Source organism: Streptomyces sp. NPDC050549, from assembly GCF_040655035.1.
In the GTDB taxonomy this organism is placed as follows: Bacteria; Actinomycetota; Actinomycetes; order Streptomycetales; family Streptomycetaceae; genus Streptomyces.
This window is the reverse complement of sequence record NZ_JBFAJD010000009.1, coordinates 255609-278625: the sequence shown is the minus strand read 5'-3', so window position 1 is coordinate 278625 and position 23017 is coordinate 255609. Positions and strand designations below refer to the sequence as shown.

Sequence of the window (23017 nt, the reverse complement as noted above, 5' to 3'; positions counted from 1 at the left end):
TCCGGGAAATTCCTTCGCTTTGCCACCATGGATCACTTCCCCTGGATGACGAAACATCCAGCGTCCAGGTGTCGGAATCTCGGGGGTCACTCCAGCTCCGGCCACACCCCTGGCGCTGCTCAACTCGCCGCCGGAATCGCAGAAGACCTGGCCAAAAACCGCGAGTTCGTCCGCGAAGAGTTGGCCGAACGGGGGTGGAGAAAATGAGCTGCCCGAAGAAGAGAGTGCAGCCGCCAACCGGTGAAGTCGTATCTCGCTGGCGCGCTGTCGAGTGGGGCGAATCCGAAGAGCGGCGTTTAGCAGAGATCTTGTTCGGTCGGATACCCAACAGATCTAAGAACAACGGAAGTTGCCGGAAAGCGCCTGTCGAGTAGAAAACGGGGCGGTATCCTGATGGGACGTCACATGTAGGTCCCAGAGGGTTGCCGCCCTCTGGGACCAGGCCAGTCAAGGACCGGCCTGCCAGTCACGGAGGGACTGACATGGGGAAGAGTACCGTCATGCGCGGACGCCGGAGTACGGGCGTTATCCGCGTCGCTATCTACCTGCGCGTTTCCACGGCGCAACAGTTGGAAGGCTACGGCCTGAAGGTCCAGGAAGATCAATGCCGGGCCTGGCTTGCGTACGCCCTACGTGGACAGAAACACGTGGTTGTCGATGTGTACGTGGACGGCGGGGTTTCCGGAAAGCTGGCCAAGCGGGACGATCTGGACCGTCTGACCGCCGACATCATGGGCGGGAAGCTCGACCTGGTTGTCTTCGGCAAGCTCGACCGGATCGGCCGCACCATGAAGAACATCCACCGTTGGGTCTACGACGTCACTGACTACGGCGTCCGCGTCGCCACTGCTGACGGACGTATCGACTCCGACGACGACATGTTCGGCATTCAGCTCTCTCTTCTCGCCTACATGGCCGAGGTTGAGCACGCCCTGATTCTTGAACGCACTCTGGGCGGTCGGATGCAGAAGGCTGCCGCTGGCGGCTGGCCGCTGGGCGAACCGCCCTTCGGCGTCATGCTCGACGCGGACGGAAACCCCGTGCTCAACCCCGATGAGGTAAAGCAGATCGAAGCGTATGCCGCTTTCATGATCGACTCGCCTGAGCCTGTGACGCAGGAGGATGCAGCCCGGCACCTCAATGCCCTCGGTTACACCCAGCGCAATGGTAAGCCGTGGGCCGGAGGGAATCTCGGCCGGCGCATTGAGGCCAGCCTTCGCGGCTATGTGGAGTTCGTCTTCGCGGGCGAGAACGAGGACGGCGACCCGATCACGACGACCTTCCGAATTGACGTTCCGAAACCACTGTCTGAGGAACGCATCGAGTCACTGCGTGTCGTCATCAACCGGGGCAAGCGCATCAAGGGCAAGCACTCGCGATACCTGTTGTCCAATCGCATCATCAGTGTGTGCGGGGCACATCGGACCGGCGGCAGTATTGCCACCGGCCGTTACTACCGCTGTATGGGAGGCCGTATCGAAGGGGGCGCGCCCCAGAGTCATGAGGATTGCTGGGAGCTGCCGGTTGAGGATGTCGACTCGGCTGTCTGGTCCGAAATTGAAGGTCTGTTGGAAGACAGGACGAAGCTGCACGGACTGATTGCGAAGTGGCTGGGCACTGTTCCGGAGAGGGCTGCTTCTTATCGGCGCCGACTGGCCGATCTGGACGAGCAGCTTGAGAAGAAGCGGTCGAACCGTAAGCGCAAGATCGCTTTGCTTCTGGCTTCCGCCGAGGACGACGACGATGACACCGCCCTGATTGAGGAGCTGAAGTCGGAACTGAGGCAGAAAGAAGAGGAACTGCTTCAGGAGCGCGACCGTGTGGCGGACTGGTTGGGCGATGCGGAGGCTCAGGAAGAGCGGGCCAGGGAACTGCTCCATGCTGTGGACAGCATCGACACGTCGGCGGAGAACTTCACCCTGGACCTGAAGTTGGATCTTTTGGAGCTGCTCGATGTGCGGATCCAGATCTTGGACAAGGGGGTTCCTCGACACAAGGGTCTCGTCGACCCCATCACGGAGTGGCACCGAGAGAACGACGTCCCGGTCCCGGCTCAGTTGACGGACGCGATGTGGGACAGCGTCAAGGGCATCCTGTCGAGCACCCGGCAGTGGAAGGACGTGCGCGGTGCGTTCGATGTGATGTTGGAGAAGCTGCGCACGGGGAAGCCGTGGAACGAATACAGCCGATGCGAGCGGATCGACGGACGGGTCTATGCGTCGCTGTACCGGCGCGTCCATCACTGGTTCGACTCTGGGGAGTATCAAGCCGCCCTGGAGGCTCTGAGGCCCTGTCCAGCGGTTCCGGTGCCGCCTTCGTACGTGCTGCCTCGGATGCTGGTCACGGGTGCCGTTGATCCGAAGTTCACTGCTGCCCAGGTGACGATGGAGCCCGAGCGAGTCTGCGATTGCAGCGCGGGCGGTGAAGCATGTGGCACCACCCCGAGTTGCAACCTGGCCTTGACCGGCGAACAAGCTTGCCCGAGATGGTGATCTTCGGGCCGATCCAGCCCATCATGTTCGTGGTGCTGTTCACCTACGTCTTCGGCGGTTCCATGCAGATCGGCGGCAGCACCAGCGCCACCGACTACAAGAACTTCCTGATGGCGGGCATCTTCGCGCAGACCGTCACGTTCGCCACCGCCAGCTCCGGCGCAGGCATCGCCGACGACATGCACAAGGGCCTCATCGACCGCTTCCGCTCGCTGCCCATGGCGCGCGGCGCGGTGCTGACCGGGCGGACACTCGCCGACCTCGTACAGACCGCGCTGACCCTCCTGGTCCTCGCGACAGTCGCCCTGCTGGTCGGCTGGCGCGTCGGCTCGGACGGAAGCACCAACGCCGGCAAGGTCCTCGGAGCCTTCGGCCTGCTGCTCCTGCTCGGGTACGCGTTCACCTGGATCGGGGCCCTGATCGGGCTCAGCGTCCGTACGCCCGAGGCGGCAACCTCCGGCGGACTGATCTGGCTCTTCCCGGTGACGTTCATCTCGAACGCGTTCGTGGACACCAGCAACATGACGCCCTGGCTGCGCCACATCGCCGAGTGGAACCCGTTCAGCGCCACGGTGCAGGCCTGCCGGGTGCTCTTCGCCAACCCGGGACAGTCGTCCTCGGACGCCTGGCCCATGGTGCACCCGGTGTGGGCCTCACTGATCTACTCGCTCCTGATCATCCTCATATTCCGGACGCTGGCGGTACGGAAGTACCGCTCGGCGACGGCCTGAGAGGACGCGGGACGCCGGAATCCCCGATTCCGGCGGACATGGCGAAACCCCCGGCGCCGCAAGGCCGCCGGGGGCTCGTCGAAGGCAGGCGAGGCCCAGAACCCCGTGGTCGGGTCCCGTAGGTCAGGTCCCGCAGGTCAGCCGTTGTACGGCTCGGCCTTGAGGATCGTCACCGAGGCCTTCTTGCCGTTGGGCAGCTCGTACTGCGCCTCCTCGCCGACCTTGTGGCCGAGCACGCCGGAGCCCAGCGGGGACTGCGGCGAGTAGGTCTCGATGTCGGCGCTCGCGTACTCGCGCGAAGCGAGCAGGAAGGTCGTCGTGTCGTCCTCGTCGCCGTCGAAGGCGATCGTGACGACCATGCCGGGCGCGACCGCGCCGTCCGCCGACGCCGGAGCCTGGCCGACCTTGGCCTTCTCCAGGAGCTGGATCAGCTGGCGGATGCGGAGCTCCTGCTTGCCCTGCTCCTCCTTGGCCGCGTGGTACCCGCCGTTCTCGCGCAGGTCGCCCTCCTCGCGCGCAGCCGCGATCTTCGCGGTGACTTCCTCGCGCGCGGGACCAGACAGGTACGCCAGCTCTTCCTTGAGCTTGGTGTACGCCTCCTGCGTAAGCCAGGTGACGTCTTCGCTGGTCTGGGTCACAGGTGCTCCTCGTAGGTACTGGGAATACAAAGCATCGCCCTACCCAGAAGAATGTTCCTTCATGGAAGGGCGAAACCACGAGCCTAACAATTCAACGGCGCCAGGGGGAGGACATAAGGCACCAGAAATACGTCAACGCAGGTCAAGGCCTACACAACGAGGGTGATGTCAGTCGGCGTGGCAGCCGAGCAGCTCGGCCGTGGTGCCCCTGGCCGTCGTGCGCAGGGTGACGACCCTGTCGATGCGGGTCGCGGAGCCGCCGAAGTGGAAGTCGGCGCGGCCCACCTCGGACTGGTCGGCGGCCTGCGAGCGGAGGGTGCAGTAGCCGGTGGTGCCCGAGTCCTTGTGGACCTCCAGATGCACCTCGACCTCGTTGCCCGAGGCCTGGAAAGTGATCACTTCGGCGCTGATCTTGGCCTCGACGACATAGTGGTAGGCGAAGTACCCGACGAGGACGAGCAGGGCCGCCGCGAGGACGGCACCGGCGACCTTGAGCTTGTGGTCGGCACGCTCGTCCGACGAGTTGCCGTAGCGGCCCTCGGGCAGTCGCGTACTCGCCGTACTCATGATCGTCCTCCCGGCAAGGGGCTCCCGAAACCAACCCCCGGAATTATTCGCCCCTCGATTCGGTCACTATAGAAGCGCCGATTGCACCCCAGGACACCGGGGCGCCGACCTACTGAGGATTGAGTCTTGACTGACCAGCTGCGACTGATGGCCGTCCACGCGCACCCCGACGACGAGTCGAGCAAGGGCGCGGCCACCATGGCGAAGTACGTGTCCGAGGGGGTGGACGTGCTGGTCGTGACCTGCACGGGCGGGGAGCGCGGCTCCATCCTCAACCCGAAGCTCCAGGGCGACAAGTACATCGAGGAGCACATCCACGAGGTACGCAAGAAGGAGATGGACGAGGCCCGCGAGATCCTCGGCGTCAAGCAGGAGTGGCTCGGCTTCGTCGACTCGGGTCTGCCCGAGGGCGACCCGCTGCCGCCGCTGCCCGAGGGCTGCTTCGCGCTGGAGGACGTCGACAAGGCGGCCGGCGAGCTGGTGAAGCAGATCCGCACCTTCCGTCCGCAGGTGATCACCACCTACGACGAGAACGGCGGCTACCCGCACCCCGACCACATCATGACCCACAAGATCTCGATGGTGGCCTTCGAGGGCGCGACGGACACCGAGAAGTACCCGGAGGGGCAGTACGGCCCGGCGTACCGGCCGCAGAAGCTGTACTACAACCAGGGCTTCAACCGGCAGCGCACCGAGGCGCTGCACAAGGCGCTGCTCGACCGGGGCCTGGAGTCGCCGTACGGGGACTGGCTCAAGCGCTGGGACGAGTCCGGGATGATGCGCGATCGCACGCTCACCACGCACATCCCGTGCGCCGAGTTCTACGAGATCCGTGACAAGGCGCTGCTCGCGCACGCCACGCAGATCGACCCCGACGGCGGCTGGTTCCGGGTCCCGATGGAGATCCAGAAGGAGGTCTGGCCGACCGAGGAGTACGAGCTCGCGAAGTCTCTGGTCGATAGCTCCCTCCCCGAGGACGACCTCTTCGCGGGCATCCGCGACAATGCCTGATATGAGCTCAAGCGCAGCCCTGGCAATGACGCACCTGGTCCCCCTCGCCGAGGTCGACGAGAACAAGGTCACCCCCGGCGTCCTCGGTTTCATCGTCTTCGCGGTGATGGCCCTGGCCGTATGGGGGCTGATGAAGTCCATGAGCAAGCAGATGAACAAGGTCGACTTCAAGGAGGCCCCGGACCCGACGGCCGAGTCCGAGGCCGTCCCGGCCGAGCCGAAGGCCAAGCAGGGCTGACCGGGCGGGCCCGCGCGGGGGTGCTCAGGGCCGGTTCGGCACCGCCACCCCCATCACCTCACGGGCGTGCCGGCTCGGCACCATGCCCAGCCGCCATGCCTGCCAGCCCGCCTCCAGGTTCACGCCCCGCTCCAGCAGCAGCTGGTACGCCTCCACGTAGTCGTCGAGTTTCTCGTCGCGGTAGGGATGCCGGGTGCGGGCGAGCTGTGCCAGTTCCTCCTGGGCGACCGCCGTGCCGACCTCGACGCCGCCGGGGGCCGCGTACGGCAGGAGCGTGGAGCGCAGGAAGCGCGCCCAGTCCTCGCCACGGTGGTCTCCGTACGAGGTGAACAGGCCGAGCGCCTCGTCGCACAGGGTCAGTGCCTGTGCGGTACGGGCATTGCCCGCGTCGACCACCGCGAGCTCCAGGCAGGTCCACGCCTCGCCGTGGGCGACGCCGATGCGCTGGAAGTCGGCGCGGGCGTCGACGAGGAGCTGGCGGGCGAAGCCCGAGTTGCGCAGCGAACCCGTCTGGGCCGCGCGCTGGTCGCGGGTGACGCGCGCCGAGTGGTGCCGGGCGCAGGCCAGGCCGTAGACGTCCCGCATACGGGAGAACATGGTGCGGGAGCGTTCCAGTTCCCGTACCGCCAGGTCCAGGTTGCCGGTCTCCTCCAGGGCCTGGCCGAGGTAGTAGACCGTCCAGGCCTCGCCGCGGGCGTCCTCGTTGTCGCGGTGCCGGGAGGCCGCCGTGCGCAGGCCGTCCACCGCCGGGGACGGGTCGCCGGCGACCAGCCGGGCGCGGGCCAGCTGGGTCAGTGCCCAGGCCTCGCCGCGGGCGTCGCGGGTACGGCCGTAGAGGCCGAGGGCGGTGGTCAGTTCGGACTCGGCGCGCGGGATGTCGCCCATGCGCAGGCCGAGTTGGCCGAGCTGGAAGTGGGCCCAGGCCTCGCCGTGCACGGACTCGCCCGCGCGGTGCAGGACCAGGGACTCGGTCAACAGCCGCATGGCTTCGGGGAGTCGGGCGCGGTCGCGTTCCACGGCGGCCAGGGCGTGCATGGTCCAGGCGCGGTCCGTGGCCAGTTGCGGGGCGGCCTGGAGGTCGAGGGCCTCGCGGAGTTTCGCCGCCGCCTCGGTGAGGTTGCCCTGGTGGTGGAGGGTGATGCCGAGGGAGCACAGGGCGCGGGCGGCGCCCGCGTCGTGGTGGGCCTCCATGTAGAGGTCGACGACGGAGGTGAGGGTGGTGCGCGCCTTGTCGAGTTCGCCGAGCTGCCGGGCCGCGATACCCGTGCGCCACTGCACCGACCGGACAAGCAGCCCCTGGTCGACGGCCTGCGCCAACTCGCTGATCTCGCCCAGTCGGTAGAGGTCGCCGCGCAGCAGGCAGTAGTCGCACAGCGCGCCCAGCAGATTGAGTACGGCGCCCTGGTCGACGCCCTCCGCGTGCCGCAGCGTCGAGGTGATGAAGCTGGACTCGTCGTCCAGCCAGCGCAGCGCCTCGTCGAGCGAGGTGAAGCCGTGCGGGCCGAAGCGGTCCGAGCGCGTGGACATGTTGCCGTCGACCAACCGCAGTACGGAGTCGGCGAGTTCGGCGTAGTTCACGATCAGCCGTTCCTGCGCGGCCGTACGTTCCGAGGACTCCTCCTCGTCGAGGAGGCGGGCCTGGGCGAAGGCGCGGACCAGGTCGTGGAGGCGGTAGCGGGTGCCGCGGACATGGTCGATGAGGCCCGCGCGGGAGAGGGCCACCAGATGGCGGGCGGCCTCCGTCTCGTCCGTGGCCAGCAGGGCGGCGGCTGCCGCGGCGCCGAGCGAGGCCCGGCCGGCCAGCGCCAGCCGGCGCAGCAGAGTGCGGGCCGGGCCGGACTGGTCGGTGTAGCGCAGCCACAGCGCCCGCTCGACCGGCTCCACCGGGCCGTACGCGCCGAGATCCGTGGCGAGTTGGCGCGGTGAGCGCGGGCCGAGGGACGAGCCCGCGATCCGCAGCGCCAGCGGCAGCCCGCCGCACAACTCCCTGATCCGGTCCTCGGATTCGGCGTCGTAGGGCCCCGAACCGTCCTGCGCCGCCGCGCCGAGGAGTTCCTCCGCGCCCGCCGCGTCCAGCACGTCCACCGGCAACTGGTGGACCCAGGCGGCCAGTTCGGCCGGCAGGTCGAGGGGCTTGCGGGCGGTGACCACGACCAGGCTGTCGGAGCGCTCGGGGACCAGGGTGGCCACCTGCCCGGGGTCGGAGGCGTCGTCCAGGATGATCGTCACCGGCAGACCGGTCAGGTGCTGGTGGTACAACTCGCCCAGCCGCTTGACCTGTTGGTCGGGGGAGGAGCGCTCGCGGAAGAGCAGCTGTTCGCGGGGCGCGCCGAGCCGGTTCAGCAGGTGCAGCAGGGCGTCTCGGGTGGGCAGCGGGGACTCGCCCGGGCTGTCGCCGCGCAGATCCACCACGCACGCACCGCGGAACTGGTCGCGCAGATCGTGCGCGGCGCGCACCGCGAGGGTGGTGCGGCCCGAGCCGGGCGCGCCGTGCAGGACGACCACCGTCGGCCGGGTCTCCGTGCTCGCGCGGGCCGCCTGCACCAGCTGCCGGATCCGGGCCAGCTCCGCCCGCCGGCCGGCGAACGCCCCCACCGGCTCCGGGAGTTGACCGAACGACTGCTCCAGCACACTCCGTCTGCGGGCCGCCGCGCTCTTGTCCGTACCGCGCAACTGCGGTCCCGGCTTCTTCGTCGGCCCGGTCGAGGCGGCGAGCACCCGCTGCTGGTCGAGGAACGGGCGGATGCCCCGCACCTCCAGCGCCGTCAGCCACTGCAACCGCAACTGCTCCGGACCACCGGGCTGGTTCGCGGCACCGGCGCGGTGATGTGCGGCGGGCAGATGGGAGGCGCTCACCTTCACGACGGTCGCCGCCGCACCCACGACACCGACGGTCACCCCCGCGCCCAGCGCGGTGCCGGCGCCGGTACCGAGGGCCAGGTCGGCCACGACCGCAGCGGCGGCGGCAACACCCGCCACCAGCAGGGGAGTTCCGCCACCATCCCTGGCGTACCGCTGACCGAAGGTGAGCTGCCCGGCCGCCGCCTCGTCGAGCGCGCCCGTATAGACCGCGTACTCTTCCGCCGCCGTCTCCGCCATGGCATCCAGCGCGGCCCGTGACCGCGCCAGCAGCACCTGTCCCTCGACGCGCCCGCCGGAGCGCCGAACCTCCTCCTCCACGGCCCGAGCCAACAGCCGCTCGGCATCGCTCCGATGGCTGTCCCGCATGTCGCGTCCCCCTCCGACGGCAACTCCCTGGCCTATGAGTGTCCTTCGGGGGAGGCCAGAGCGCGAGAGGGCGACGATCACCCGTTCGCTGCGCGGAAGCTGCGGGCCGTTCTACGACCTGTGCCGCCCGTCGGGCACGATGGGTCCATGCCGAACCGACTGGCCCATGAGACCTCCCCCTATCTGCTCCAGCACGCCGACAACCCCGTTGACTGGTGGCCCTGGTCGGAAGCGGCATTCGACGAGGCCAGGAGGGCGAACAAACCTGTCCTGCTGAGCGTCGGATACAGCAGCTGCCACTGGTGTCACGTCATGGCCCACGAATCCTTCGAGGATCAGCCCACCGCCGACTACCTCAACGAGCACTTCGTCAGCGTCAAGGTCGACCGTGAGGAACGCCCCGACGTCGACGCCGTCTACATGGAGGCCGTACAGGCGGCCACCGGCCAGGGCGGCTGGCCGATGACCGTGTTCCTCACCCCGGACGCCGAACCCTTCTACTTCGGCACCTACTTCCCGCCCTCCCCCCGCCACGGCATGCCCTCCTTCCGGCAGGTCCTCGAAGGGGTGCGCAGCGCCTGGGCCGACCGGCGGGACGAGGTCGCCGAGGTCGCCGGGAAGATCACGAGGGATCTGGCCCGGCGGGAGATCGACTACGGCGGCACCGAGGCCCCCGGCAAGGAGGAGCTGGCCCAGGCGCTGCTGGGGCTCACCCGTGAGTACGACCCGCAGCGCGGGGGATTCGGCGGTGCGCCCAAGTTCCCGCCGTCCATGGCGATCGAGTTCCTGCTGCGGCACCATGCCCGCACCGGTTCCGAAGGCGCGCTGGAGATGGCGCAGGACACCTGTGAGCGGATGGCGCGCGGTGGTATCTACGACCAGCTCGGGGGCGGGTTCGCGCGGTACTCCGTCGACCGCGAGTGGGTGGTTCCGCACTTCGAGAAGATGCTCTACGACAACGCCCTGCTCTGCCGGGTCTACGCCCACCTGTGGCGCAGCACCGGGTCCGAGCTGGCGCGTCGGGTCGCCGTGGAGACCGCCGACTTCATGGTGCGTGAACTGCGAACCAACGAGGGCGGGTTCGCCTCCGCACTCGACGCCGACAGCGACGACGGGACCGGCCGGCACGTCGAGGGTGCCTATTACGTCTGGACGCCCGCGCAGCTCACTGAGGTGCTCGGCGGGGAGGACGCGGAGCTGGCCGCCCAGTACTTCGGTGTGACGGACGAGGGGACCTTCGAGGAGGGGCAGTCCGTTCTCCAACTTCCGCAGAACGAGGGCGTGTTCGATGCCGGGAGGATCGAGTCGGTCAGGAGTCGGCTGCTGGCCGCCCGTGCGGAGCGTCCCGCTCCGGGCCGTGACGACAAGGTGGTCGCCGCCTGGAACGGGCTCGCGATCGCCGCGCTCGCCGAGACCGGTGCCTACTTCGACCGGCCCGACCTGGTCGAGGCCGCCGTCCTTGCCGCCGATCTCCTCGTACGGCTGCATCTCGACGAGCACGCCAAACTCGCCCGCACCAGCAAGGACGGTCAAGTCGGCGCGAACGCGGGGGTGTTGGAGGACTATGCCGATGTCGCGGAGGGCTTCCTCGCGCTGGCGTCGGTCACCGGGGAGGGGGTGTGGCTGGAGTTCGCCGGGTTCCTGCTGGACCATGTGCTCGCCGGGTTCGTGGACGAGTCGGGGGCGCTCTACGACACCGCCGCCGACGCCGAGCGGCTCATCCGCCGGCCGCAGGATCCGACCGACAACGCCACCCCGTCCGGCTGGACCGCCGCGGCGGGCGCCCTGCTGGGCTATGCGGCCCAGACCGGCGCCGAGCCCCATCGCAGCGCCGCCGAGCGGGCGTTGGGGGTCGTGAAGGCGCTTGGTCCACGCGTGCCGCGGTTCATCGGGTGGGGGCTCGCGGTCGCCGAGGCGTATCTCGACGGGCCGCGCGAGGTCGCCGTCGTAGGGCCCTCGCTCTCCGACGAAGCCGCAAAAGCCTTGCACCGTACGGCACTTCTGGGTACGGCGCCCGGTGCGGTGGTCGCCTTCGGGGTCGCGGAGAGTGATGAGCTGCCGTTGCTCGCCGACCGGCCGCTGGTGGGTGGTGAACCGGCCGCGTATGTCTGCCGTAACTTCACCTGTGACGCGCCGACGACCGATCCCGAGCAGTTGCGCACCGCGCTGAGCAGGTGAAACGGCAGAGTCGTAACCATCTCAAACGCGACCAGTGAGAGAAATGCTCATCTGCGGGCTGCATTGTGAGGAAACACGCTCTTCACTGAAATCACCTGTCCACTTCACAGACCGCCCATAGTCTCGGCCCCGTGACGCGACGGATGTAACTCCCCGTCGTGCCAGGGGGATTGGGATCTGGGGGGATCTGCTGTGCTGACGTCTGTTTTCATCGCTGCTGTTTCGCTTGCCCTGTTCTGGATGGCGGCCTTCACTCTGTGGTGGCAGATGCACGCGTGGCGTACGCCCGAAGTGCTCGCCTCCACCCGCTTCAGCAGCCCGGACGGGGACGAGCACGTCTCGTTCTCGCTGCTGCTGCCGGCCCGGCACGAGCAGGCCGTGCTGGACCACACCATCCAGCGGCTGCTGGAGTCCACGCACACCGACTTCGAGATCATCGTGATCGTGGGGCACGACGACCCCGAGACCGCGGCGGTGGCCGACAGTGCCGCCGAGCGCGACCCGCGCGTGCGGGTCGTCGTCGACACGCACGAGAGGAAGAACAAACCGAAGGCCATGAACACGGCGCTGCCGCACTGCCGCGGCGATGTCGTCGGGGTCTTCGACGCCGAGGACCAGGTCCATCCGGAGCTGCTGGCCCATGTCGACCACGCGTTCCGCACCACCGGCGCGGACGTCGTGCAGGGCGGGGTCCAGCTGATCAACTTCCACTCCAGCTGGTACAGCCTGCGCAACTGCCTGGAGTACTTCTTCTGGTTCCGGTCCCGGCTGCATCTGCACGCGCAGAAGGGGTTCATCCCGCTGGGCGGCAACACCGTCTTCGTGCGGACGGACGTGCTCAGGGAAGCCGACGGCTGGGACCCCGACTGCCTTGCCGAGGACTGCGACCTGGGCGTCCGGCTGTCCAGTGTCGGCAAGAAGGTCGTCGTCGCCTACGACTCAGACATGGTGACCCGGGAGGAGACCCCCGGCTCGCTGATGTCGCTGCTGAAGCAGCGAACCCGCTGGAACCAGGGCTTCCTTCAGGTCTACCGGAAGAAGGACTGGAAGCAACTCCCGGGATTCGGGCAGCGGTTGCTGGCCCGCTACACGCTGATGACACCCTTCCTGCAAGCCTTCTCCGGGGTGATCATCCCGCTCAACGCGGCGGTCGCGCTCTTCCTGGACGTGCCGGTCGGCATCGCCTTCCTGACCTTCCTGCCGCTGGTCACCGCCGCGGTCACCTTCGTCTTCGAGGTCGTCGGACTGCACGACTTCGGCAAACAGTACGGACTCCGCGTCCGCGCCGTCCACTATCTGAAGCTCGTCGTGGGCGGCCCCTTCTACCAGGTCCTCCTGGCCGGAGCCGCGATCCGCGCAGTGTGGCGTGAGCAACGTGGCCGAAACGACTGGGAGTTGACCTCCCATGTCGGCGCGCACCTCACCGAACCCGCAGTGATCCGAGAGGACGTTCCTGCGTGACCTCCACCCTTCCCGCGGCGACCACCACGGTCCCCGCACAGCGGCAGCCTGCGCCTGAAACCGGTTCGACAGGTCGAACGATGCCACCTTCAAGGCTGCGTTCCTCCCGCCCCGACCTCCTCCTCTGCGGCCTGCTCCTCACCGCGATCCTGGTCGTGCAGGGCTGGAACATCGCCGACTACCCGACGCTCAGCGACGACGAGGGCACCTACCTCGCCCAGGCATGGGCCGTCCAGCAGGGCACCGGCCTTGCCCACTACACCTACTGGTACGACCATCCGCCGCTCGGCTGGATCCAGATCGCCCTGCTCACCTGGATCCCCGCGCACTTCAGCCCCGACTCGATGACCGTCGGCACCATGCGCCTCACGATGCTGGTGATCAGCGCGATCAGCACGGTCCTCGTCTACGTCCTCGCCCGCCGCCTGTCCCTGCCCCGCTGGGCCGGCGGACTCGCCATGCTGCTCTTCGGACTCTCCCCGCTGTCCGTGATCCTCCAACGGGAGATCTTCCTCGACAACATCGCCGTGATGTGGATGCTGCTCGCGTTCTGCCTGGCCGCGTCACCGAGCCGCCATCTCTGGCACCACTTCGGGGCGGGTCTGGCGGCCGCGGCCTCGGTCCTCACCAAGGAGACGATGGTGATCGTCCTCCCCGCGCTGGTGGTCACCATGTGGCGGCACGGACACCGCGACACCAGGAAGTTCGCGCTCACCGGCGCCGTCACGGCCTGCGTCCTGATCGGCTGCGCGTACCCTCTCTTCGCCCTGCTCAAGGGCGAGTTGCTGCCCGGCAGCGGCCATGTCTCCCTCTGGGACGGCCTGAAGTACCAGATGACCAGGCCCGGTTCGGGCTTCATACTCGACCGGGGCACGGGCTCCTACGGCGTCCTCCATTCCTGGCTCTACTACGACCGTGTCCTGCCCCTGGGCGGCCTCGCCGGAGCGCTGCTCCTGCTGCTCACCTGGCGCTGGTCGGTCACCGCCCGCTCGCTCGCCGGACCGGCCCTGGCCGTGGCGATCCTCGCCGCGGTCGCCCTGCGCCCGAACGGCTATCTGCCCGCCATGTACGTCATCGGCGCGCTGCCCTTCCTCGCCCTGGTCCTCGCCGGGGGCACCGCCTCGGTCGCCCACGCGGTGCTGCGCAGACGGCGGCGCGAGGGGGAGAGGCGGTACGTCACCGGCGGCCGGTACGCGCTCGCGGCCGTGCTGGCGCTCGCCGCCGGCGCCTATGTCGTACCGCACTGGTACGACGGTGTGCGCACCGCGGTGACCGCGGATGCCAACGCCCCCTACCGGGCGGCCTCCCGGTGGCTGTCCACCGGGGTGAAGGACCCGAAGGACACCCGGGTCCTCGTCGACGACGCGCTCTGGCTGGACCTGGTGCACGCCGGGTACCGGCCCGGGCTCGGGGTCATCTGGTTCTACAAGGCCGACCTCGACCCCGCCGTCACCAGGACGCTGCCGCACGGCTGGCGGGACATCGACTACGTGGTGGCCTCTCCGACGGTACGGCGCGACGCGGTCGACCTGCCCAACGTCAAGGCGGCGATCGAGCACTCCACACCGGTCGCCACCTTCGGCACCGGCGACGACCGCATCGAGATCCGGCAGGTCCGGTCCGAGACCGTGGGAGCCCAGCGATGAGCCAAGAGTCCACTGTCCCAGGGGAGTTGGGCGAGACCGCGGTACACGCGGCGGAAATGGCCGAGCCCGGCGCCGTCACTATCGTCGTACCGACCTTCAACGAGTCCGGAAACGTACGGGAGTTGCTGCGCCGGATCACCGAGTCCGTGCCCACCCGGCTGCCCTGCGAGGTCGTCTTCGTCGACGACTCCACCGACGACACCCCCGAGGTGATCTCCGAGGCCGCGCGGGACTGCCCGTTCCCGGTGACCGTGCTGCACCGGGAGGAGCCGGCCGGCGGGCTCGGGGGCGCGGTCGTCGAGGGGATGAGGAGGGCGTCGTCGGACTGGATCGTCGTCATGGACGGTGATCTCCAGCATCCGCCGTCCCTGGTACCGGAGTTGGTGGGTACGGGCGAGCGGGCGCACGCCGGGCTCGTCGTCGCCTCCCGGTACATCAAGGGCGGCAGCCGCGAGGGACTGGCCGGCGGCTATCGCATCGCCGTTTCCCGCGGGGCGACCTGGCTGACCAAGGGCCTCTTCCCGCGCGGACTGCGGGGCATCAGCGATCCGATGAGCGGCTTCTTCGCGATCCGCCGCAGCGTGGTGACGGCGGAGGCGCTCAAGCCGCTCGGCTACAAGATCCTGCTCGAACTCGCCGTCCGCAGCCGCCCGCACACGGTCACCGAGGTGCCGTTCGTCTTCCAGGACCGCTTCGCCGGCGAGTCCAAGTCGACCGCGCGGGAAGGCTTTCGCTTCCTGCGCCATCTGCTCGGCCTGCGCACCGCCTCACCGGTCGCGCGCATGCTGGTCTTCGGCCTGATCGGCGCCACCGGCTTCCTCCCGAACCTGGTCGCCCTGTGGGCGCTCACCAGGACGGGCATGCACTACGTCCCCGCCGAGATCCTCGCCAACCAGCTCGGCGTGGCCTGGAACTTCCTGCTCATCGAGCACCTCCTGTTCCGCGATCGCCGGATGCACCGCAACTGGTGGGACCGGGCGGGCCGGTTCGCGCTGCTCGCCAACGTCGACCTGGTGCTGCGCATCCCGCTGATCGCCCTGTTCGTGCACCGCTTCGGGATGAGCGCCGTGTCGGCGACCGCGCTCGCGCTGGCCACCACGTTCGTCCTGCGCTTCGTCGGCACCGAAGCACTGGTCTATCTCCCGCGTCGCAAAGGGAGTCGTACGCAGGCAAGGAGAGGCGCGTGAACAAGTACCGCAGAAGAACCGCGTTCCTGGGGGTGGGAACGCTGACCGCCGGACTGCTGCTGGCCTCGCCGCAGTCCGCCGAGGCCGCGAACCTCGTCCTCAACCCGGGCTTCGAGACGGCGGGCAGCGACGGGATGCCGTACTGCTGGGAGAAGTCCGGCTGGGGCGACAACGACTTCGACTTCGCTACGACTTCGGACGCGCACTCCGGCTCCAAGGCCATGAAGGTCACCGTGACGCGACGGGTCGACGGGGACCGGAAGGCGCTGATCACCGAGTCCACGACCTGCGCGCCGGTGGTGACGGCGGGCAAGCAGTACGACCTCGGGCTCTGGTACAGGACGACCACGCCGGACGCGAACATCACCCTCTTCCGGCATGACACCACGGCCGGCTGGCAGTACTGGACCGACCTCAAGACCCTCGAGATGCAGGGAAGTTGGACCCAGGCCACGGTCCGTACGCCGGAGGTCCCGGCCGGTACCGACCGGATCACCTGGGGCGTCTCGGTCTACGGCACCGGGTCCGCGACCACCGACGACTACACGATGGACCAGGTCCCCGACACGCTCCCGCCCGCGACCTGTACGGCGACGGCGGAGCAGTGCGCGAACGGGCGTTGGGACGTCCTCCCGACGCAGAATCCCGTCCGCTCGATGCACTCCGTCGTGCTCAACAACGGCAAGGTGCTGCTGATCGCGGGTTCCGGCAACAGCGAGGAGCAGTTCGACGCGGGGACGTTCACGAGCGCGGTGTACGACCCGGTCGCGGGGACGTACAAGGTGATCCCGACGCCGAAGGACATGTTCTGCTCGGGGCACATCCAGCTGCAGGACGGCCGGGTGCTGGTGCTGAGCGGCAACAAGGCGTTCCCGGCGGCGGACGGTTCGCACGGGTACGAGGGCTACAAGGACTCGTACATCTTCGACCCGGTCACGGAGACGTACAGCAGGACCAACGACCTCAACGACGGCCACTGGTACCCGTCGGCGACCGAACTCGGCAACGGTGACGTCATCTCCTTCGGCGGGCTGCGCGAGGACTCGACGGGGTCGGTGACGGCCGAGTACTGGTCGGACGCGCAGCAGAAGTGGCTGCCGTTGTCGCAGGTCAACCAGACCTGGTCGTACTGGGGTCTGTACCCGTCGATGGTCCTGATGCAGGACGGCCGGCTCTTCTACACGGGCAGCCATGTCTTCGGGAACAACATCCCGGGGACGGGCAGCGCGATCTACGACTACGGCGCCAACACGATCACTTCGGTCTCGGGGCTGCAGAACAAGGACCAACGCGACCAGTCCGCAAGCGTGTTGCTGCCCCCGGCGCAGGACCAGAAGGTCCTCACCATCGGCGGCGGCAACATCGACTCCAACCCGGACGCCAACCGGCTGACCGACATCATCGACCTCAAGGCGGCCAACCCGACCTACACGGTCGGCCCCCAAATCCCGCAGGGGACGGTCGACCTGGGGAACGGTCCGGTGGCCGAGACGGGCGTGCAGGGCAAGATGTACGTGTCCGCCGTACTGCTGCCGGACGGCACGGTGCTGGAGACGGGCGGCGCGCTGCACAACCGGGCCAACCCGGTGTACGAGGCGTCGATCTTCGACCCGGCGACGACGACGTTCGATCCGGTGGCCGCAGATCCCGAGGCCCGCGGCTACCACTCCTCGTCGTTCCTGCTGCCGGACGGCCGGGTGATGTCGACCGGCGACAACCCGGGCAACGGCACCTGGAACCACAACGTGTCGATCTACACCCCGCCGTATCTCCTCAAGGGCACGCGGCCGACGATCACTTCGGTGATCGACAACGAGTGGGAGTACGGCGACACCCAGACGATCACCGTCGACCGGCCCATCGCCAAGGCGGAGTTGATCCGCCCGGCCGCGGTCACGCACTCCTCGGACCCGAACCAGCGGTTCGTGGACCTGCCACTCTCGGTGAACGGCAACACGGTCGACCTGAACGTGACGAGCAACCCCAATCTGGCGCCGCCCGGCTGGTACATGCTCTTCGCGGTCGACGCCAACGGTGTTCCGTCCGTCGCCAAGTGGGTCCACCTGCGAGGCCCTTCGGCCCTGACGACGGACACGGCCTCGGCCCACGTCCACTCCTTCGCCGACTCCCTGACCGGCAAGGTCACCGAGCCCGGCAGGAAGCGGACCTCGCAGAAGGTCTCCGTGACCATCTCCGGCTGTGACCGCCACTACGGCACGATCAACGTCTGCGTACCCACGGTCTTCCCGGCCGAGGTCAAGAGGACGACAGCGGCCCGCTGTTCGTGGCTTCAGCAGAATTCCTACGGCCGCCTGAAGGTCAACGGCAAGGACGACCCGCTGCGGCTCGACCCGAACGGGGACGGGGTGGCTTGCGGGAAGGGTGACATGAAGACCGTGAAGAAGAAGGGGTAGTTGCCGCCCGAGCACGGGCTCACTCAGTGAGCCCGTGCTCCAGCACATCCAGCGTGCGGTCCACCAGGTCCTTGAAATCGTCCCGGTGGCCGTTCTCCGCCCAGTACAGGGACGTCTCCATCAGGCCGCCGACGAGGGACATGGCGTAGACGCGGACCTCCAGGCTCTCCGGGTCCCGGCCGGTGCGCTCGGAGATGGCCCGGCAGAGCATGTCGCCGGTGACCGACATGCTCTCCATCATGCGGGAGCGCACCGCCGGGACCTGGACCATGAGGTGGGTGCGGAGGCGGGAGGTCTCCTCGTCCACTTCCATGCCGTACTTGACGGCCTTCTGTATCACGTAGCGGAGGGTGACCATCCACGGTTCGTCGGCCGGGCGGGCCCGCAGCTCGTCCATGATGATCGGGTCGAACTCGTCCGTGATGACGATGTCTTCCTTGGTCGGGAAGTAGCGGAAGACGGTCGACGGTGACACCTCGGCGCGCTCGGCGATCTGCTCGATCGTGGTCGCGTCGTAGCCCTGCTCCTTGACGAGCGCGTACGTCGCGGTGCGGATCGCTTCGCGGGTCTTGATCTTCTTGCGCTCGCGGAGGCCCAGTTGAGGGCGGTCGGCGGGGCTGAAGGGGGAGGGTGCGGCCGTCATGGTGTTCATTGTCCGGCATCTGCCGGGGCGACGGCCACGGCCGTGGCGGGGTCTTCCTCCTCCTTCGCCGCGGGTGCGGCCGGAGTGTTCGGCAGGAACGCCGCCGCCAGCAGGGCGGTGACGAGGGCCGCGGCGCCGCACACCAGCAGGACCAGGCCCATGCCGTGGACGTAGGCGCTGTTCGCGGAGGCGATGAGGTCTGCCGAGCCCGTCTTCCGGCCGACGATGTGGGCCGCGACCACGGATTCCCCGGCCGTGTCTGCCGCCTTCGCGGGCAGGCCGGTGACGTCGAGGCGGTCCCGGAAGGTGCTCGCGAGCAGGCTGCCGAGCAGCGCGATGCCGATCGCGGCGCCCACCTGGCGCATGGTCATCAGGAGCCCGGAACCGCTGCCGGCCCGGTCGCGGGGCAGCGCGCCGAGGGCGCCGTCCATCGCGGGGACGATCGAGAAGCCGAAGCCGAAGCCGGTGATGGACAGCCACAGCGCGGTGAAGCCGTAGCCGGAGTCGACCGTCGTACGGCTGCCGAGGACCGCCGCGAAGGCGAGGACCACCAGGCCCGCGGTGATCACGGCACGGGAACCGAACTTGGCGACGACCGGTTGTGCGGCGCGGGCCGCGACGATCAGGCCGCCCATCATGGGCAGCAGGCGGACGCCGGTGCCCAGCGCGTCGTTGCCGAGGACCGCCTGGAGGTACTGCGGGAGCACGAAGAGCAGGCCGGACAGGACGAACATCACCAGGGTCGCGGCCATGGTGTTGAAGAGGAAGCCGCGGTGGGCGAGCAGTTCCATGTCGAGCATGGGCCGTTCCATGCGCCGCTCGCGCAGCACCAGGGCGGCGATCAGGATGGCGGCGCCGAGGAGCATGCCCACGATCAGCGGGTCGCTCCAACCGCGGCTGGGCGCCTCGATGATCGCGTAGATGAGGGCGCCGAGGCCGGCCGCGGTGAACGCGGTGGAGAGGATGTCGACCTTGGGGGAGGCGGGATCGCTGGTCTCGGGGAGCAGGAAGACGCAGGCGGCGATGCCGATCGCGGCCATCGGGATGTTGACCAGGAAGACCGAGCCCCACCAGAAGTGGTTGAGCAGCCAGCCGCCGATGATCGGGCCGAGCGGCAGTCCGAGCGAGGAGGCCGCGGAGATGATGCCGACGGCCTTGGTGCGCTCGTCGGGGCCGAAGAGCGAGGGCAGCACGGACAGGGCGAGGGGGGTGACCAGGGCCGCGCCGACGCCCATCACCGTGCGGGCGGCGATGACCCAGTTGACGTCGCCCGCGAGGGAGCCGGCCACCGAGCCGGCGAGGAAGATGCCGAGCCCGACGATCAGCATCCGGCGCCGTCCGAAGCGGTCGCCGAGGAGTCCGGCGGGGAGCATCAGGGCCGCGAAGACGATGACGTAGGAGTCCGCCATCCACTGCTGCTGGCCGGTGGTGGCGCCGAGGTCGCCGGCCATCGTGGGCAGGGCGACGTTGAGGATCGTCGTGTCGAAGCCGAGCGTGAGCATGCTCGCGACCAGGGCCCCGAGGGCCCACCAGCGACGCGGGTCGCGTCGCACTTCGTTGTTCTGCGAGACAGTGACAGTAGCCATGAAATGAGAGTAGCTGTCAAAAGGTGGTTGATGTCAATGGGGGCCAACTGTCAGCGCATGAAAAATGGCCACGGCTCGAAAGCCGTGGCCATGAAGAGCGGGTGTCCCGGGTGCTACCCGTGCTGGTACGCCACCAGGGAGATCCCCACGTAGTGCACGAGGAAGGCCGCCACCGTCAGGGAGTGGAAGACCTCGTGGAAGCCGAACCAGCGCGGTGACGGGTTCGGGCGCTTGATGCCGTAGATGACACCGCCCGCGCTGTAGAGCAGCCCGCCGACGACGACCAGGACCAGGACGGCGATGCCGCCGGTGCGCATGAAGTCGGGCAGGAAGAAGACGGCCGCCCAGCCCATCGCGATGTAGCAGGGGGTGTACAGCCAGCGCGGGGCGCCGACCCAGAAGACCCGGAAGGCGATGCCGGCCAGCGCCGCGCCCCAGATGCCCCACAGCAGCCACTGGCCCTTGGCGCCCGGGAGCAGCAGCATCGTCAGGGGTGTGTAGGTGCCGGCGATGATCAGGAAGATGTTGGCGTGATCGAGTCTGCGCAGGATGCCGTCCATGCGCGGGCTCCAGTTGCCCCGGTGGTACAGCGCGCTGACCCCGAAGAGCAGGCAGGCCGTCAGGGCGAAGATCCCGCAGGCGATACGGCCCCGGGTCGAGTCGGCGAGAGCGGTGAGCACCAGGCCGGCGACAAGAACGGCCGGGAACATGCCGAGGTGCAGCCAGCCGCGCAGCTTCGGCTTCACATGTTCGGGGAGGGAGAGCGCGGAGGGAGCTTGGCCGGCGATCGGCCTGTCCGTGGGCGCGTCGGGGACGGACGCTGTCATGCCCTCAATCGTACCTACGGAACCGTAAGTTACGTGTCAATGCGGCGAGATGAGGGACTGGAAGTGGCCACTCTCTCATGGCCGGCCGACGTGCGGGTACCCGGGGTGAAGCGACGGTGACGCACGGAAAACATCTCGATACGTGGCGATCCTCACGTCGCTCGTCTGTGAGGCCCTCTGGACAGATGGGCGGACGAGTCGGATGATCAAATGAGTGCGGTCGGCACCGGATGAGCGCCAAGATCGACCATCGTGAAGCATCCGGGTCGCGGCCCCCACGGGGCAACAAGGACAAAATCCCTCACCATAGGAGCAATCGTGGCGCGCGACATCGCGGCTCCCCCCGTCATCCCCACCCAGCACAAAGAACTGGTCTCGTGGGTGAACGAGATCGCAGAACTGACCCAGCCGGACAGCGTGGTCTGGTGTGACGGATCCGAAGCGGAGTACGAGCGGCTCAGCGAGGAGCTCGTCCGAAAGGGCACCTTCAAGAAGCTCGACCCGATCAAGCGCCCCAACTCCTACTACGCCGCCTCCGACCCGACCGATGTCGCCCGGGTCGAGGACAGGACGTTCATCTGCTCCGAGAAGGAAGCGGACGCGGGACCGACCAACCACTGGAAGGCGCCCGCCGAGATGCGGGAGATCTTCGCGGGAGAAAAGGGCATCTTCCGCGGCTCCATGAAGGGCCGGACGATGTACGTCGTCCCGTTCTGCATGGGCCCCCTCGGCTCGGACCTCTCCGCGATCGGCGTCGAGATCACCGACTCCGCCTACGTCGCCGTCTCCATGCGCACCATGACCCGCATGGGACAGCCCGTCCTCGACGAACTCGGAACCGACGGCTTCTTCGTGCGTGCTGTGCACACGCTCGGAGCGCCGCTGGCCGAGGGTGAGGCGGACGTGCCGTGGCCGTGCAACTCCACCAAGTACATCTCGCACTTCCCCGAGAGCCGCGAGATCTGGTCCTACGGCTCCGGCTACGGCGGCAACGCGCTGCTCGGCAAGAAGTGCTACGCCCTGCGCATCGCCTCCGTGATGGCGCGGGACGAGGGCTGGCTCGCCGAGCACATGCTGATCCTCAAACTCACCCCGCCGCAGGGCGAGTCGAAGTACGTGGCCGCCGCCTTCCCGAGCGCCTGCGGCAAGACCAACCTCGCGATGCTGGAGCCCACCGTCTCCGGCTGGACCGTCGAGACCATCGGTGACGACATCGCCTGGATGCGGTTCGGCGAGGACGGCCGGCTCTACGCGATCAACCCCGAGGCCGGTTTCTTCGGCGTCGCGCCCGGCACCGGTGAGCACACCAACGCCAACGCGATGAAGACGCTGTGGGGCAACTCCGTCTTCACCAACGTGGCGCTGACCGACGACAACGACATCTGGTGGGAGGGCATGACGGAGGAGACTCCGGCCCACCTCACGGACTGGAAGGGCAACGACTGGACGCCCGACTCGGACGTTCCCGCCGCGCACCCCAACGCCCGCTTCACCGTGCCCGCTTCGCAGTGCCCGATCATCGCGCCCGAGTGGGAGGACCCCAAGGGTGTGCCGATCTCGGCGATTCTCTTCGGCGGCCGGCGCGCCACCGCCGTACCGCTGGTGACGGAGTCCTTCGACTGGAACCACGGCGTCTTCCTCGGCGCCAACGTGGCCTCCGAGAAGACCGCCGCCGCCGAGGGCAAGGTCGGCGAACTGCGCCGCGACCCCTTCGCCATGCTGCCGTTCTGCGGCTACAACATGGGTGACTACATGGGCCACTGGATCGATGTGGCCAAGGGCAGGGACCAGGCGAAGCTCCCGAAGATCTACTACGTGAACTGGTTCCGCAAGAACGACGCGGGCAAGTTCGTGTGGCCGGGCTTCGGCGAGAACAGCCGTGTCCTGAAGTGGATCGTCGACCGCCTCGACGGGCGCGCCGAGGGTGTCGAGACCCCGATCGGCGTGCTGCCGGCCAAGGGTGCCCTCGACACCAAGGGTCTCGACCTCTCCGAGGCCGACCTGGACTTCCTGCTCACCGTCGACAAGGACGTGTGGCGCGAGGAGGCGGCCCTGGTCCCCGACCACCTCAACACCTTCGGCGACCACACCCCGAAGGAACTGTGGGACGAGTACCGCGCGCTGGTGCAGCGCCTGGGCTAGTCCCTCGTAGGACTCCGCGGCCGGTCCG

17 protein-coding genes are annotated in these 23017 nt (G+C 68.3%); 10 read left to right on the top strand and 7 right to left on the bottom strand.

Translation table 11 applies throughout. From position 1 onward, the window contains the following. Positions 1-237: hypothetical protein (locus tag AB0I51_RS16610; protein WP_362975603.1), on the bottom strand; the 237-nt coding region annotated here is incomplete at its 3' end. A gap of 245 nt (positions 238-482) precedes the next feature. On the opposite strand from AB0I51_RS16610, the gene AB0I51_RS16605 reads away from it, so the two are divergent. Beyond that, positions 483-2492: a recombinase family protein gene (locus AB0I51_RS16605; RefSeq protein WP_362975601.1), complete on the top strand. Its 2010-nt coding sequence runs from the start codon at positions 483-485 to the stop codon at positions 2490-2492. After that, a complete protein-coding gene (locus AB0I51_RS16600) occupies positions 2429-3223 on the top strand; it encodes an ABC transporter permease (RefSeq protein WP_362975599.1) in 795 nt (264 codons plus the stop codon). The genes AB0I51_RS16605 and AB0I51_RS16600 overlap by 64 nt, the downstream gene beginning before the upstream one ends. A 137-nt stretch (positions 3224-3360) precedes the next feature. Here AB0I51_RS16600 and greA read toward each other — a convergent pair whose 3' ends face one another. Together greA and AB0I51_RS16590 are read right to left on the bottom strand one after the other, a co-directional pair. Next, positions 3361-3861, bottom strand: coding sequence for a transcription elongation factor GreA (gene greA / locus AB0I51_RS16595; protein ID WP_362975597.1), 501 nt, complete (start codon positions 3859-3861; stop codon positions 3361-3363). 168 nt (positions 3862-4029) lie between these two features. Continuing rightward, positions 4030-4428, bottom strand: coding sequence for a DUF4307 domain-containing protein (locus AB0I51_RS16590; RefSeq protein ID WP_362975595.1), 399 nt, complete (start codon positions 4426-4428; stop codon positions 4030-4032). Between the two features lie 147 nt (positions 4429-4575). Between AB0I51_RS16590 and mca the strand changes: the two genes are divergently transcribed. Together mca and AB0I51_RS16580 are read left to right on the top strand one after the other, a co-directional pair. Continuing rightward, complete coding sequence (mca, locus tag AB0I51_RS16585; RefSeq protein WP_362975631.1) at positions 4576-5439, top strand: mycothiol conjugate amidase Mca; 864 nt, start codon at positions 4576-4578, stop codon at positions 5437-5439. After that, positions 5432-5677, top strand: coding sequence for a hypothetical protein (locus tag AB0I51_RS16580; protein WP_317886541.1), 246 nt, complete (start codon positions 5432-5434; stop codon positions 5675-5677). Before mca ends, AB0I51_RS16580 begins: the two co-directional genes overlap by 8 nt. A 24-nt stretch (positions 5678-5701) precedes the next feature. On the opposite strand, the gene AB0I51_RS16575 is transcribed toward AB0I51_RS16580, so the two are convergent. Next, the gene (locus tag AB0I51_RS16575; protein WP_362975593.1) at positions 5702-8905 is read right to left on the bottom strand and encodes a tetratricopeptide repeat protein; all 3204 of its coding nucleotides are present in this window, start codon (positions 8903-8905) and stop codon (positions 5702-5704) included. A 147-nt stretch (positions 8906-9052) separates the two neighbouring features. Here AB0I51_RS16575 and AB0I51_RS16570 point away from each other — a divergent pair, with 147 nt between their 5' ends. The 5 genes from AB0I51_RS16570 (at position 9053) to AB0I51_RS16550 (ending at position 17791) form a co-directional block, all read left to right on the top strand. Further along, positions 9053-11083, top strand: coding sequence for a thioredoxin domain-containing protein (locus AB0I51_RS16570; RefSeq protein WP_362975591.1), 2031 nt, complete (start codon positions 9053-9055; stop codon positions 11081-11083). 192 nt (positions 11084-11275) lie between these two features. Next, entirely contained in the window at positions 11276-12544 is a 1269-nt protein-coding gene (locus tag AB0I51_RS16565) for a glycosyltransferase (RefSeq protein WP_362975589.1), read from the top strand. Then, entirely contained in the window at positions 12541-14190 is a 1650-nt protein-coding gene (locus AB0I51_RS16560) for a glycosyltransferase family 39 protein (RefSeq protein WP_362975587.1), read from the top strand. The genes AB0I51_RS16565 and AB0I51_RS16560 overlap by 4 nt, the downstream gene beginning before the upstream one ends. Further along, the gene (locus AB0I51_RS16555) at positions 14187-15377 is read left to right on the top strand and encodes a glycosyltransferase family 2 protein (RefSeq protein WP_362975585.1); all 1191 of its coding nucleotides are present in this window, start codon (positions 14187-14189) and stop codon (positions 15375-15377) included. The genes AB0I51_RS16560 and AB0I51_RS16555 overlap by 4 nt, the downstream gene beginning before the upstream one ends. Further along, the gene (locus tag AB0I51_RS16550) at positions 15374-17791 is read left to right on the top strand and encodes a galactose oxidase early set domain-containing protein (protein WP_362975583.1); all 2418 of its coding nucleotides are present in this window, start codon (positions 15374-15376) and stop codon (positions 17789-17791) included. The genes AB0I51_RS16555 and AB0I51_RS16550 overlap by 4 nt, the downstream gene beginning before the upstream one ends. Positions 17792-17810: 19 nt before the next feature. Here AB0I51_RS16550 and AB0I51_RS16545 read toward each other — a convergent pair whose 3' ends face one another. From AB0I51_RS16545 to AB0I51_RS16535, 3 genes are all read right to left on the bottom strand, one after another. After that, positions 17811-18443: a TetR/AcrR family transcriptional regulator gene (locus tag AB0I51_RS16545; RefSeq protein ID WP_362975581.1), complete on the bottom strand. Its 633-nt coding sequence runs from the start codon at positions 18441-18443 to the stop codon at positions 17811-17813. Then, complete coding sequence (locus AB0I51_RS16540; protein ID WP_362975579.1) at positions 18440-20020, bottom strand: DHA2 family efflux MFS transporter permease subunit; 1581 nt, start codon at positions 20018-20020, stop codon at positions 18440-18442. Before AB0I51_RS16540 ends, AB0I51_RS16545 begins: the two co-directional genes overlap by 4 nt. 113 nt (positions 20021-20133) lie before the next feature. Beyond that, entirely contained in the window at positions 20134-20847 is a 714-nt protein-coding gene (locus tag AB0I51_RS16535) for a hemolysin III family protein (RefSeq protein ID WP_362975577.1), read from the bottom strand. 318 nt (positions 20848-21165) lie between these two features. On the opposite strand from AB0I51_RS16535, the gene AB0I51_RS16530 reads away from it, so the two are divergent. Further along, positions 21166-22989, top strand: a complete 1824-nt coding sequence (locus AB0I51_RS16530) for a phosphoenolpyruvate carboxykinase (GTP) (protein ID WP_362975575.1) — start codon at positions 21166-21168, stop codon at positions 22987-22989. Positions 22990-23017: the final 28 nt, after the last annotated feature.

Excerpts from the sequence above, each read along its gene's own strand:
- AB0I51_RS16605 (WP_362975601.1), top strand. The coding sequence starts at position 483 with ATGGGGAAGAGTACCGTCATGCGCGGACGCCGGAGTACGGGCGTTATC.
- AB0I51_RS16600 (WP_362975599.1), top strand. The coding sequence starts at position 2,429 with ATGTGGCACCACCCCGAGTTGCAACCTGGCCTTGACCGGCGAACAAGC.
- AB0I51_RS16590 (WP_362975595.1), bottom strand. The coding sequence starts at position 4,428 with ATGAGTACGGCGAGTACGCGACTGCCCGAGGGCCGCTACGGCAACTCG.
- mca (WP_362975631.1), top strand. The coding sequence starts at position 4,576 with ATGGCCGTCCACGCGCACCCCGACGACGAGTCGAGCAAGGGCGCGGCC.
- AB0I51_RS16580 (WP_317886541.1), top strand. The coding sequence starts at position 5,432 with ATGCCTGATATGAGCTCAAGCGCAGCCCTGGCAATGACGCACCTGGTC.
- AB0I51_RS16575 (WP_362975593.1), bottom strand. The coding sequence starts at position 8,905 with ATGCGGGACAGCCATCGGAGCGATGCCGAGCGGCTGTTGGCTCGGGCC.
- AB0I51_RS16570 (WP_362975591.1), top strand. The coding sequence starts at position 9,053 with ATGCCGAACCGACTGGCCCATGAGACCTCCCCCTATCTGCTCCAGCAC.
- AB0I51_RS16555 (WP_362975585.1), top strand. The coding sequence starts at position 14,187 with ATGAGCCAAGAGTCCACTGTCCCAGGGGAGTTGGGCGAGACCGCGGTA.
- AB0I51_RS16545 (WP_362975581.1), bottom strand. The coding sequence starts at position 18,443 with ATGAACACCATGACGGCCGCACCCTCCCCCTTCAGCCCCGCCGACCGC.
- AB0I51_RS16540 (WP_362975579.1), bottom strand. The coding sequence starts at position 20,020 with ATGGCTACTGTCACTGTCTCGCAGAACAACGAAGTGCGACGCGACCCG.
- AB0I51_RS16535 (WP_362975577.1), bottom strand. The coding sequence starts at position 20,847 with ATGACAGCGTCCGTCCCCGACGCGCCCACGGACAGGCCGATCGCCGGC.